The organism is Streptomyces sp. SPB074 (genome assembly GCF_000154905.1).
Taxonomy (GTDB): domain Bacteria; phylum Actinomycetota; class Actinomycetes; order Streptomycetales; family Streptomycetaceae; genus Streptomyces.
Genome location: NZ_GG770539.1, coordinates 1,094,550 through 1,107,195 on the forward strand (window position 1 = coordinate 1,094,550; position 12,646 = coordinate 1,107,195).

8 protein-coding genes and 2 pseudogenes are annotated in these 12,646 nt (G+C 73.7%); 8 read left to right on the forward strand and 2 right to left on the reverse strand.

The features are described from left to right. A partial coding sequence (locus tag SSBG_RS04500) for an FAD-dependent oxidoreductase (protein ID WP_106429304.1) occupies nucleotides 1–1,164 on the forward strand: 1,164 nt, incomplete at its 5' end. A gap of 101 nt (nucleotides 1,165–1,265) precedes the next feature. On the opposite strand, the gene hemE is transcribed toward SSBG_RS04500, so the two are convergent. Then, entirely contained in the window at nucleotides 1,266–2,309 is a 1,044-nt protein-coding gene (gene hemE / locus SSBG_RS04505) for a uroporphyrinogen decarboxylase (protein ID WP_037871085.1), read from the reverse strand. A gap of 122 nt (nucleotides 2,310–2,431) precedes the next feature. On the opposite strand from hemE, the gene SSBG_RS04510 reads away from it, so the two are divergent. From SSBG_RS04510 to SSBG_RS04550, 7 genes and pseudogenes are all read left to right on the forward strand, one after another. Next, nucleotides 2,432–3,061, forward strand: a complete 630-nt coding sequence (locus SSBG_RS04510; protein ID WP_008745036.1) for a DUF3000 domain-containing protein — start codon at nucleotides 2,432–2,434, stop codon at nucleotides 3,059–3,061. 375 nt (nucleotides 3,062–3,436) lie between these two features. Continuing rightward, nucleotides 3,437–4,096 carry a helix-turn-helix transcriptional regulator gene (locus tag SSBG_RS04515; protein ID WP_007820863.1) on the forward strand — a complete coding sequence of 220 codons (660 nt, stop codon included), beginning with the start codon at nucleotides 3,437–3,439 and terminating at the stop codon, nucleotides 4,094–4,096. 93 nt (nucleotides 4,097–4,189) lie between these two features. Continuing rightward, nucleotides 4,190–5,486: pseudogene (locus SSBG_RS04520) on the forward strand (HRDC domain-containing protein). 311 nt (nucleotides 5,487–5,797) lie between these two features. Further along, nucleotides 5,798–7,012, forward strand: coding sequence for a thiolase family protein (locus SSBG_RS04525; protein ID WP_008745038.1), 1,215 nt, complete (start codon nucleotides 5,798–5,800; stop codon nucleotides 7,010–7,012). Beyond that, a complete protein-coding gene (locus tag SSBG_RS04530; protein ID WP_008745039.1) occupies nucleotides 7,009–9,138 on the forward strand; it encodes a 3-hydroxyacyl-CoA dehydrogenase NAD-binding domain-containing protein in 2,130 nt (709 codons plus the stop codon). The genes SSBG_RS04525 and SSBG_RS04530 overlap by 4 nt, the downstream gene beginning before the upstream one ends. A gap of 278 nt (nucleotides 9,139–9,416) precedes the next feature. Continuing rightward, nucleotides 9,417–10,520, forward strand: a complete 1,104-nt coding sequence (locus tag SSBG_RS04535; RefSeq protein WP_008745040.1) for an LCP family protein — start codon at nucleotides 9,417–9,419, stop codon at nucleotides 10,518–10,520. Between the two features lie 1,299 nt (nucleotides 10,521–11,819). Beyond that, entirely contained in the window at nucleotides 11,820–12,191 is a 372-nt protein-coding gene (locus tag SSBG_RS04550; protein WP_008745042.1) for a hypothetical protein, read from the forward strand. Nucleotides 12,192–12,252: 61 nt separating this feature from the next. Here the strand turns inward: SSBG_RS04550 and SSBG_RS04555 are convergent. Continuing rightward, nucleotides 12,253–12,646: pseudogene (locus SSBG_RS04555) on the reverse strand (glycosyltransferase); the annotation flags it as partial.

Sequence of the window (12,646 nt, forward strand, 5' to 3'; positions counted from 1 at the left end):
CGGGCCCGCGACATCGACCTGCGCACGGGCACCGAGGTGACCGAACTGGACGTCGAGGGGCGGCGGGTGCGGGCGCGCGAGCGGGAGTCGGGCGGCGAGTACTGGACCTCGTACGACAAGCTGGTCATCGCCACCGGCGCCGCCCCCCTGCGCCCCGACCTGCCCGGGATCGAAGCACCGGGCGTGCACGGCGTGCAGACGCTCGACGACGGCGAGCGGCTGCTCGCGACGCTCGCGAAGGCACGCGGCAAGCGGGCCGTCGTCGTCGGCGCCGGGTACATCGGCGTCGAGATGGCCGAGGCACTGATCCGGCGCGGCTACGACGTGACCGTGGTCAACCACGCGCCGCAGCCCATGACGACGCTCGACGCGGACATGGGCGCGCTCGTGGACGAGGCGATGCGCGGCATGGGCATCACGATGGTCAACGGCACGGCCGTGACCGCGCTCGGCACGGGGCACGACGGGCACGTGAACGCGGTGCGCACCGACGAGGCGGAGTACCCGGCCGACGTCGTCGTGCTCGGTCTCGGCGTCCGTCCGCAGACGGATCTCGCGCGGGCCGCGGGGCTCCCGCTCGGGCCGTCGGGCGGGCTGCTCACGGACCTCGCGATGCGGGTGCGCGGACACGAGGAGATCTACGCGGGCGGCGACTGCGTCGAGGTCCTGGACCTGCTCGCCGGGCGCACCCGCCACATCGCGCTCGGCACGCACGCGAACAAGCACGGCCAGGTCATCGGCTCGAACATCGGCGGCGGCTACGCGACGTTCCCGGGTGTCGTGGGCACGGCGGTGAGCAAGGTGTGCGAGCTGGAGATCGGGCGCACGGGGCTGCGCGAGCGGGACGCGGCGGCGGCCGGGTACCGCTTCGTGAGCGTGACGATCGAGTCCACGAGCCGCGCGGGCTACTACCCGGACGCGGCCCCGATGACGGTCAAGATGATCGCCGAGCGCGTCACGGGACGGCTCCTGGGCACGCAGATCGTCGGGCGCGAGGGCGCGGGCAAGCGCGTGGACATCGCGGCGGTCGCCCTCACGGCCGGGATGACGGTCGAGCAGATGACGGCACTCGACCTCGGCTACGCGCCGCCGTTCTCGCCGGTGTGGGACCCCGTCCTCGTCGCGGCCCGCAAGGCGGTGAAGGCGGTGCGCGAGGCGGAGTGACGGGTCCCGCCACGGGGTGGGCGGGGCGGCCGGAACAGGCACGGGGGCGCCCCGCCTCGTACCGCCCCGTCCCGCCGCTTACCTTCCCGCCACCCCCCGCGTCAGCGGCGCGAGCGCTCGTGCACGTCCGCGACGAGGTCCGTCAGGACGCCCGGGTCCGTCGTGGGGAGCACGCCGTGGCCGAGGTTGAAGATGTGGCCCTCCAGACCGCGGGCCGCGTCCAGCACCTCGGTCGTCTTCTCGCGGATCGCGGCCTCGTCGGCGAAGAGCACCGCCGGGTCCAGGTTCCCCTGGAGCGCCTTGCCGGGGCCGACGCGGCGGGCGGCCTCGTCCAGGGGGACGCGCCAGTCGACGCCCACGACGTCCGCGCCCGCCTCGCCGAGGTCGTGGAGCAGTTCGCCCGTACCGACCCCGAAGTGGACGCGCGGCACGCCGTACCCGGCGACGGCGGCGAAGACCTTGGCGCTCGCGGGCCGGACGTAACGCCGGTAGTCGGCCGGGGAGAGCGCGCCGACCCAGGAGTCGAAGAGCTGCACGGCCGAGGCGCCCGCCTCGATCTGCACCTCGAGGAAGCCGGTGGTGATGTCCGCGAGGCGGTCCAGGAGCCGCGCCCACAGCTCGGGCCGCCCGTACATGAGCGCCTTGGTGCGCTCGTGGTTGCGCGAGGGGCCGCCCTCGACGAGGTAGCTGGCGAGAGTGAAGGGCGCGCCCGCGAAGCCGATGAGCGGGGTCGCGCCGAGTTCGGCGGTGAGGAGACCGACGGCCTCCGTCACGTAGGACACGTCCTCGGGCACGAGCGGGCGCAGCCGCGCGAGGTCGGCCTCGGTGCGGATCGGGTCCGCGATGACGGGTCCCACGCCCGGCTTGATGTCGAGATCGACGCCGATGGCCTTGAGCGGGACGACGATGTCGCTGTAGTAGACGGCCGCGTCGACCTCGTGACGCCGGACCGGCTGCATCGTGATCTCGGCGACGAGCTCGGGCCGCGCGCAGGACTCCAGCATCGGAATCCCCTCGCGCGCCTTGAGGTACTCGGGCAGCGACCGCCCGGCCTGCCGCATGAACCACACGGGCGTGTAGGGGACGGGTTCACGCCGGCACGCCTTGAGGAAGACGGAGTCGCGAGGCGAAGGGGACGGCGTCATGTCGTTGTCACTCACGCCGCCAAGTCTGTCATCCTCCGCGGCCACCCGACTTCGGGCCAAACCTTCCGCCACACGGCGAGCACCCCCCACCCCCTCGCGCGAATGCGCATACGCTTCGCCGCATGGCTGCGGCTCACGGTACGGACGGTACAAACTCCCAGAAAACCCCGGCGGACTTCGGCGCCGCCGTCGCCTCGCTGCGCGCGGCGCGACCCCGCCCCGAGATCGAGCTGACGGTCACGCGGGCTCCCCAGCGGCTGGCCCCCTGGGCCTTCGCCCTGGAGGCCGCCGTCTGCGACGGCGACGGCGAGGATCTCGCGGACGGCCGGCTCGTGCTGCTCCACGATCCCGAGGGGCACGAGGCGTGGAAGGGCCGCTTCCGTCTCGTCTCGCTCGTCCGCGCCGAGCTGGAACCGGAGCTGGCCGCCGATCCGCTGCTGCCCGAGGTGTGCTGGTCCTGGCTGACCGGCGCGTTCACCGCGCGCGGCCTCGCCCACGGCGAGGCGGGCGGCACCGTGACCCGGGCCAGCTCGCACTACTTCGGCGGGCTGCGCGAACGCCCCTCCGCCTCGCAGATCGAGATGCGCGCCTCCTGGACCCCGCGCGAGTCGCCGAGCGGCGTGCCCGACGTGACGGCGCACCTCGCGGCGTGGTGCGAACTGCTCTCGCAGATCGCCGGGCTCCCCCCGGCGACGGGCCCCGGCGAGGCGGCGGTGGTCTCGCTGCCGCAGCGCAGGGGACCGCGCTCCTGACGCCCGGCCGGGCCTGACGGGCGCCCGGAGCGGAGCCCGGAGCGGCGCCCGGGACTGGTGGCGGGAGCGGGCCAGGAAGGTCGGCGGGCGACGCGACTGACGATTACGGATCGGTTACGGACCGGTAGGGGAAGACATGACGCCGTTCACGAACGGATGACACGCGGGACCTGATTCGTTCGAGTTCTCGTTCCGATCTCTTCCTGATCGAAAACCCGTCCTAATCATTCCGTTTTTTCCTCCCTCGTTCGTGATCATTCCCTAAAGGACCCCGGGCGTGCTGCCGACATTCATTTCGACCTTGTCGGCACGGTTCGCCCGGCTTCTTCCCCGGCCGGGACCGTCCCGCTCCTCTCCCCCACCACAGGAGGCCCGGTGTCCGTTCTTCTTGAGCAGCCCGCAAGCCTGGTCGCCTACCGTCCGAACAAGCCGACCGCGATGGTCGTCGTGGCCGACCCCCGGGTGCGCTCCACGGTCACCCGGCACCTCTGGGCGCTCGGCGTACGCGACGTCATCGAAGCCTCGTCCATCGCCGAGGCCCGTCCCCGCATCGGCAACCCGCGCGACATCTGCGTGGCCGATGTCCACCTGCCCGACGGTTCCGGGCTCACCCTCCTCTCCGAGACCCGCGCGGCGGGCTGGCCCAACGGCCTCGCCCTCTCCGCGGCCGACGACATCGGCGCCGTGCGCAACGCCCTCGCGGGCGGAGTCAAGGGCTACGTCGTCACCGGCACCCGCACCAACGTCGGGCTGCCGGGCCGTCCCGGCGCGGCCCAGCTCGGCGCCGCTTCCCGTACGCACCGCCGCCCCCCGGGTACCCCGAGCCACCCGGGCGGCTACCGCGAGCTGTCGGGTCGCGAGGTCGAGGTCCTCAGACTGGTCGCGGAGGGCCAGTCCAACAAGGCCATCGGCGTCTCGATGGGCCTGTCCGCCCTGACCGTCAAGAGCCACCTCGCCCGGATCGCGCGCAAGCTCGGCACCGGCGACCGTGCCGGAATGGTCGCCGTGGCCCTGCGCACCGGCATCATCCACTGAGTCCAGCGAGTCCCCACCCCCGTCCCCCCATGGAGGCCACCGGCGGATCATTCCGTCGGTGGCCTCCGGCACGTCCCCGGATACCCTTGACCGGTGACCGATGCCACCGACGCCCAAGACAGCCCAGCAGCCACCGCACCGCAGGTCTCCGGGACGGACCCCGGGCCCGGCGAAGGCGCCGCGCATCCGGCACCGGTCCCCCTCCTCGAACCCCGCGAGGGCATCCCCCCGGTCATCGCCGACCCGGAGAGCCTCGCCGACGCCGTCGCCGCCTTCGCGGGCGGCAGCGGCCCCGTCGCCGTCGACGCCGAACGGGCCTCCGGCTACCGCTACGGACAGCGCGCCTACCTCGTCCAGCTCCGGCGCGCGGGCGCGGGCACCGCGCTCATCGACCCCGTCGCCTGCCCCGACCTCTCCGGGCTCGGCGCCGCCCTCGCCTCCGCCGAGTGGGACCTGCACGCGGCGACACAGGACCTGCCCTGCCTGCGCGAGATCGGGATGGTCCCGCACACCCTCTTCGACACGGAGCTGGCCGGACGGCTCGCGGGCTTCCCGCGCGTCGGGCTCGGCGCGATGGTCGAGAACGTCCTCGGCTACACGCTGGAGAAGGGGCACTCGGCCGTGGACTGGTCCACGCGCCCGCTGCCCGAGCCCTGGCTGCGGTACGCGGCACTCGACGTCGAACTCCTCGTGGACCTGCGCGACGCGCTGGAGAAGGAGCTGGACCGGCAGGGAAAGCTGGAGTGGGCGCTGGAGGAGTTCGACGCGATCGCCACCGCGCCGCCGCCCGCGCCGCGCAAGGACCCCTGGCGGCGCACCTCGGGGATGCACCGCGTGCGCCGGCGCCGGCAGCTCGCGGTCGTACGGGAGCTGTGGACGCTGCGGGACCGGATCGCGCGGCGCCGCGACGTCTCGCCCGGCAAGGTGCTGCCCGATGCCGCCATCGTGGAGGCCGCGCTCGCCGTCCCGGTGAACGCGCAGGCGCGGCGGCGCGCTCCCCGCCTTCGGGCAGCGGGCGCAGAAGCGGCAGCTCGACCAGTGGCAGGGCGCCATCGACCGCGCCAGGGAACTGCCCGACGGCGAGCTCCCGCAGCCGGGCGCCTCGGTCGCCGGGCCCCCGCCGCCGCGCGCCTGGGCGGACCGCGACCCGGAGGCGGCGGCCCGCCTCTCGGCCGCGCGCGCGGGCGTCAACGCGCTCGCCGAGAAGCTGCGCCTGCCCCAGGAGAACCTGATCACCCCCGACACGGTCCGCCGCGTCTGCTGGGAGCCCCCGGCCTCCCCCGACCCGGACGCGGTCGCGGAGGCACTGCGCGAGCACGGGGCGAGGCGCTGGCAGATCGAGCACGTGACCCCCGTACTGACCCGAGCCCTCCAGGCCCACGCTGATTGATTGCGTCGGCTTCGCCTCCGGGAGCGCCGGTGCCGGTGCCGAGCCACCCGACGTGCTCGGGCGCTCGCCCCTCGCGACCCGCGCGCGACGTGCGTCTCGGCACCGTCGCGCTCCCTTCGGCTCAGCCGACGCGGCTCGGCCCCGCGGGCCTCGGTGGACGGGCGCGTCGCCGTCCGTGCCTCGTGTGACCTACGCCGCCCCCCTCGCAGGGGGTGCAACTTACGGTTACCCGCGAGTAGCATGACGGGGAGAGCGACACGCCCCGCCGTGCCGCGTGGCAGTTCCGTCCCGCACCCTGGAGGAGAGCCAACGTGCCTCGTACCATCCGGGACGTCGTCTTCGTCGACGGCGTCCGCACCCCGTTCGGCAAAGCGGGCCCCAAGGGCATGTACCACGAGACGCGCGCCGATGATCTCGTCGTGAAGGCCATCCGGGAGCTGCTGCGCCGCAACCCGGACCTGGACCCGGCGAAGATCGACGAGGTCGCGATCGCCGCGACGACCCAGATCGGCGACCAGGGCCTGACGCTCGGGCGTACCGCCGGCATCCTCGCCGGGCTGCCCCAGTCGGTGCCCGGCTACTCCATCGACCGCATGTGCGCGGGCGCGCTCACGGCCGTCACGACGACGGCCGGTTCGATCGCCTTCGGCGCCTACGACGCGGTCATCGCGGGCGGTGTCGAGCACATGGGCCGCCACCCGATGGGCGAGGGCGTCGACCCGAACCCGCGCTTCGTCTCCGAGAAGCTCGTCGACGAGTCGGCGCTCTTCATGGGCATGACGGCGGAGAACCTGCACGACCGCTTCCCGCACCTGACCAAGGAGCGCGCCGACGAGTACGCCGTGCGCTCGCAGGAGAAGGCGGCGAAGGCGTACGCGAACGGGAAGATCCAGGCCGACCTGGTACCGGTCTCGATCCGCCGCACCTCGCCCGAGGCCGGAGAGACGGGCTGGGGCCTCGCGACGGCCGACGAGCCGATGCGCCCGGGGACGACGATCGAGCAGCTCGCGGGCCTCAAGACCCCCTTCCGCCCGCACGGCCGGGTGACCGCCGGGAACGCGGCCGGTCTCAACGACGGCGCGACCGCGTCGATCATCGCCTCCGAGGACTTCGCGCGCGAGAACGGTCTGCCGGTCAAGATGCGCCTCGTCTCCTACGCCTTCGCGGGCGTCGAGCCGGAGGTCATGGGCTACGGGCCGATCCCCGCGACGGAGAAGGCGCTCGCCAAGGCGGGCCTGTCGATCTCCGACATCGGCCTCTTCGAGATCAACGAGGCGTTCGCCGTCCAGGTCCTCGCCTTCCTCGACCACTACGGCATCGCCGACGACGACCCGCGCGTCAACCAGTACGGCGGCGCGATCGCCTACGGCCACCCGCTCGCCTCCTCCGGTGTCCGGCTGATGACGCAGCTCGCGCGGCAGTTCGAGGAGCAGCCCGAGGTGCGGTACGGCATCACCACGATGTGTGTCGGCTTCGGCATGGGCGCCACCGTGATCTGGGAGAACCCCCACTGGGAGGGCAAGTGAGCACCACCACCGAGCTGCTGCGGGAAGCCGCCGCGCTCTTCCCCGACGAGGTCGTCACGCAGGCGCACGTGCGCCACCTCGACCTCCCCGGCGCGGGCCGCTTCGCGCTCGTCACGCTGGACAACGGCCTCGACCACACGAAGCCGACGACCTTCGGGCCCGCCTCGCTCGCCAACCTGAGCGCCGCGATCGACCAGGTCGAACGGGAGGCCGCCGACGGCGAGATCACCGGTATCGGCATCACCGGCAAGCCGTTCATCTTCGCGGTCGGCGCCGACCTCAAGGGCGTGGGGCTGCTCAAGCGCCGCGAGGACGCGCTCGCGATCGGCCACGGCGGGCACGAGGTCTTCAAGCGCCTCTCCGGCCTCGCGGTGCCGACGTTCGCGTACTACAACGGCGCGGCGATGGGCGGCGGCGTCGAGGTCGGTCTGCACTGCGCGTACCGCACCGTCTCCGCCGCGCTGCCCGCGTTCTCGCTGCCCGAGGTCTTCCTCGGCCTCGTCCCCGGCTGGGGCGGCTGCACGCTGCTGCCGAACCTGATCGGCGCCGAGAAGGCCGTCAAGGTCGTCATCGAGAACTCGCTCAACCAGAACCGGCAGCTCAAGGGCAGGCAGGTCTTCGAACTCGGCATCGCGGACGCGATCTTCGAGGGCGCCGACTTCCTGGAGCAGTCGCTCCTGTGGACGGCGGCCGTCCTCAAGGGCGAGATCGCCGTCGAGCGTCCCGCGGTGGACCGCGGTGAGGCGTGGGACCAGGCCGTCGCGGCGGGCCGCTTCCTCGCGGACGGCAAGGTGCACGGCGCCGCCCCGGCCGCCTACCGCGCCCTGGACATCATCGCGGCGGCGAAGGACGGCGACCTCCAGGCCGGTTTCGACGCCGAGGACGAGGCCCTCGCCGACCTCATCCTGAGCGGCGAGCTGCGCAGCGGCCTGTACGCCTTCGACCTCGTGCAGCGGCGCGCGAAGCGCCCGGCCGGGGCGCCCGACAAGTCGCTCGCGCGCCCGGTCAACAAGGTCGGCGTCGTCGGCGCCGGGCTCATGGCCTCGCAGCTCGCGCTCCTCTTCGTCCGCCGCCTCGAAGTACCGGTCGTGCTGACCGACATCGATCAGGCGCGCGTCGACAAGGGCGTGGGCTACGTGCACGCCGAGATCGACAAGCTGCTCGCCAAGGGCCGCGTCAACCAGGACAAGGCGAACCGCCTCAAGGGCCTGGTCAGCGGTGTCCTGGACAAGGCCGAGGGCTTCTCGGACGCGGACTTCGTGATCGAGGCCGTCTTCGAGGAGATCGGCGTCAAGCAGCAGGTCTTCGCCGAGGTCGAGGCGGTCGTGCCCGAGGGCGCGATCCTCGCGACGAACACGTCCTCGCTCTCGGTGAGCGAGATGGCCTCCAAGCTCCAGCACCCGGAGCGGGTCGTCGGCTTCCACTTCTTCAACCCGGTCGCGGTCCTGCCGCTCCTGGAGATCGTGCGCGGCGAGGCCACCGACGACGCCTCGCTCGCGACGGCCTTCGCCGTGGCGAAGAAGCTCAAGAAGAGCGCGGTGCTCGTCAAGGACGCCCCGGCGTTCGTCGTGAACCGCGTCCTGACGCGCTTCATGGGCGAGATCCAGAACGTCATCGACGAGGGCACGCCCGTCGCCGTCGCCGAGAAGGCCGTCGAGCCGCTGGGCCTGCCGATGTCGCCGCTCGTGCTCCTGGAGCTGGTCGGCCCGGCGATCGGCCTGCACGTCTCCGAGACGCTGCACGGCGCCTTCCCCCACCGCTTCACGGTCTCGCCGAACCTCAAGGCGGTCGTCGAGGCGGGCAAGCGCGGCTTCTACGTGTACGACTCCGGCAAGCCGGAGCTGGACCCCGAGGTCGCGGCGCTTCTCCAGCAGGGTGACACCGTCCTGACGGAGGAGCAGGTGCGGGCGCGCGTGCTCGACGCGGTCGCCGAGGAGATCTCGCTCATGCTCGCCGAGGGCGTCGTCGCCGAGCCGCAGGACATCGACCTGTGCCTCATCACGGGCGCGGGCTGGCCCTTCCACCTGGGCGGCATCACCCCGTACCTGGACCGCGCGGGCGTCACCGAACGCGTCACGGGCAAGCGGTTCCTCGCGCCGGGCGTGGCGTCGGTGCCGACGGCCTGAGCCGCCGCACGGAGCACAGGGCGGGCCGCCCCGGATTCTTCCGGGACGGCCCGCCCTCGTACGACCGGCCGCGGCCCGCCCTCGTACGACCGGTCACGGCCCGTCCTCCCGCGAACCGGCCGGGGAAGCGGGGAACCAACAGGCCGTCCTCGCACATCGTTTCGAGGTAGGTGGCTTATAGTTCGAGGCCACGCGCGGACCGGCCCCCCACTCCAGTCCCCCGCGGCGCCCGCAGAGCCGCCCCCACAGCACCCTCGGCCGAACCCGACTGGAGCAGGATGAGCTACGACGACACGCCGCCGCCCGGCCCCCCGGCCGCCCCGCCCGGGGCGTCACGCCGCAAGGACCGCCGCAAGGGCCGAAAGCGCCACGTCGGCCGCTGGATTCTCCTGGGCCTCGTGGTGGTCGTGCTCGCCGCGGGCGGCACCGGCTGGTGGTACTACGAGCACCTCAACGGCAACATCAAGGGCGTGGACCTGAGCAAGCAGCTCGACGAGGCCCAGCGCCCGAAGAAGGCCGTCGCCGCCGGGAACGCGACCAACCTCCTCGTGCTGGGCTCCGATTCGCGCTCGGGGGACAACGGCAAGCTCGACGCGGGGAACGTGAGCGGCGCCCGCTCGGACACCGCGCTGCTCGTGCACATCCCCGAGGGCAGGCAGAAGGCGGTCGCGGTGAGCATCCCGCGCGACACGCTCGTGGACCGCCCCGAGTGCGCGAAGAGCGACGGCGGGAAGCTCCCGGCCGCCCACCGCGTCATGTTCAACTCGGTGTACTCGCTCGCCGGGCCCGCGTGCGTCGTCAAGACCGTCGAGAAGATGTCGGACGTCCGCGTGGACCACCTCGTGGAGGTGGACTTCGCCGGGTTCAAGGGGCTCGTGGACGCGATCGGCGGGGTCACCGTGACGACCGACGAGGACATCCACGACTCCAAGAGCGGCTTCGACCTGCCGAAGGGCACCCACAAGCTCGACGGCACCGACTCGCTCAAGTTCGTCCGCACCCGCTACGGGCACGGCGACGGCAGCGACCTCGGCCGCATCGGCCTCCAGCAGCAGTTCCTGCTCGCGCTGCTGAGCGAGGTGAAGAAGCAGGACCTCCTCGGCAGCCCCACCAAGGCCATCAAGATGGCGAACTCGGCGACCAAGGCGCTCACCACGGACGAGGACCTGGCCTCCCTGACGTCCCTCGCGAAGTTCGCCCGCAGTATGCGCGGGATCGACCCGAACACGATGGACACGGTCATGCTGCCCGTCGCCTACGACGCGCAGGACCCCAACCGCGTCGTGCCCGCCGAACCGCAGGCCGGGCAGGTGTGGAAGGCGATCCGCAACGACGTGGACATCCCCGAGTCGGCCAGGAAGTCCCCGGCCTCGGGCGGCTGAGCCCCCGTCGGCGACACGCGCAAGGGCCGGTCCCCCACCGGGGGCCGGCCCCTTCCCGTCGTCGCGGGCGGCCTCACACCGCCAGGACGGGCCCCAGCGCCAGCCCGCGCCCCGGCGCCTGACGCGCCCAGCCGGGGGCGTCCGTCCGGGCCGAAGAGGCCCACGACGACCCGCCCGGCGCCGTCCACGGCGAGCGCGGGCGCTCCGGTGCCGTTGAGCCCGGTCGGGGCCCACCACACCCCGGCGCCCTCCTCCTCGCTCGCGCACGCGGCGGTCAGGACCTGCCCGCTCGCGTCCCGGTGCGCGAGGACGGTGCTGTCCACGCCGTCGAGTTCCGTGCGCAGGGCCGCCACCGGGCCCTCCTCGGGGGCCCCGCCGATGGGTATGAGCCAGCCGCCGAGACGGTGCGCGACGATGCCGCCCCGCTCGCGGTCGGTCCAGTACCAGGTCACCTGCCCCGGCGAGGTCTCCAGGCCCGTCAGGCTCCCCGCGCGCACCGAGAGGGGGATGTCGGGGCGGCGCGCGAAGGCCGTGAAGGGCTTCTCGCTCACCCAGTGGAACGCGGGGCCGTCACTCGACGCCAGGATCTCGACCGCGCCGGTGGACGTGGGCACCACGGCGGGCGGGTTGTGCACCTTCGAGCCCTTGATGTCCTTCCACGGCTCCCACTTGCCCGTCTTGTCCTCGCGGCGCAGCATGAGCCCGCCGCCCGGGTAGTTGCGGGTCAGCAGGTGCACGGTGCCGCCCGCGTCGCTCGCGGCCCCGGGGTCGCCGAGCCGCCGCTCGGGGTTCTTGGGGTGCGGGGTGCCCGCGCTCCGGAAGGCGCCGAGGGCCCGCCCCGTCTGGTACTGGACGGCGTGCAGGATGTCGAGGATCTCGGTCCCGTCGTCCCGCGTCCGCACCCGCCGTCCCACGAGGTGCGCGTACCCGTTGGCGCCCTGCGCCACCGTCAGGTGGTTGAGGCCGGGGACGGGGAAGAACTCGGGGCCGTGCCACTTGGCGCCCCCGGAGCGCTCCTCGGTCCAGCGCAGGACGCCCTCGGTGGTGTAGGCGTAGGCGGTGAGCCGCCCGTCGGTGCCCGCGACGACCCCGCGAGCCGCGGGCACCCGCACCTCGCCGGGCGCCTGCGCGGCCCGCGCCGGGCCACCGTCCTGTCGTGCCGCTCTGGCCATCGGCCCACCTTTCTCTCCAGGCCGGACCGCCGGCCGCCGACGCGAGCGACGCCGGACAGCGCCCATCATAAAAGCAGCCCGGCGCACCCCGCCCCGGCCCCCGTCCCCGCCGCGCGATGATGGGGGCATGGACGCACAGCGCACACTCGTCGTGGACGCCGCCAATGTCGTCGGCTCGGTGCCGGACGGCTGGTGGAAGGACCGCAAGGGGGCGGCGGAGAGGCTCCGGGACTCGCTCGCGCGGTACGGGAGCGAGGGGCTGCCGGGCTGGCCGGCGCCGCTCGACGTGGTGCTCGTCGTGGAGGGCGCCGCGCGGGGCGTGACCGCGATCGAGGGGGTACGCATCGTGGCCGCGCCCGGCAGCGGGGACGACCGGATCGTGGCCGAGGTGGAGGCGGCCCGGGGCCCCACCCTCGTCATCACCGCCGACCGCGAACTGCGCGCCCGCGTCACGGCCCTGGGCGCCGAGGTGGCGGGGCCCCGCACGGTACGCCCCTGACGGTGGCCGGGGGCCCGCGCCGTACGCCCCCGACCCGCCTGCGGCCCGGCGCCGCCGCCGTCTACTCCGCTCTTCGGGTGTACAGCACCGCCCCGTCCACCTCGCCCGCCCGCGCGTATCCCTCGCGCAGCCAGGCGCGCAGGGTCGGGGTACGGGCGAGGCGGTAGGGAGCGCCCCTGGCGTCGTCCACGACGAGGCCAGGGGGGTGGCCGGCCAGTTCGCGGCGGAAGACCGGCCAGGCGCCCCGTACGGCCCACTTCTCGCCCACCGTCGCGGTGCCCGTGCGGCCGCCGCCGAAGTTGGTGAGGAGGCCGGCCGTCAGGTAGCGGCTCGCGGGCGGCCGGTGGGCGAGCCAGTACGTCTCGGGGTGCATCCCCCACACCAGGACGGGCTCGCCGGGCGCGGTGCGGCGGGTGACCTCGGCGGCGACCCGGCGCGCGTGCTCGTAGCCGGCG

Bases quoted from the DNA above. Each gene is read 5' to 3' on its own strand.
- hemE (WP_037871085.1), bottom strand. From the start codon at position 2,309: ATGACGCCGTCCCCTTCGCCTCGCGACTCCGTCTTCCTCAAGGCGTGC.
- SSBG_RS04510 (WP_008745036.1), top strand. From the start codon at position 2,432: ATGGCTGCGGCTCACGGTACGGACGGTACAAACTCCCAGAAAACCCCG.
- SSBG_RS04535 (WP_008745040.1), top strand. From the start codon at position 9,417: ATGAGCTACGACGACACGCCGCCGCCCGGCCCCCCGGCCGCCCCGCCC.
- SSBG_RS04550 (WP_008745042.1), top strand. From the start codon at position 11,820: ATGGACGCACAGCGCACACTCGTCGTGGACGCCGCCAATGTCGTCGGC.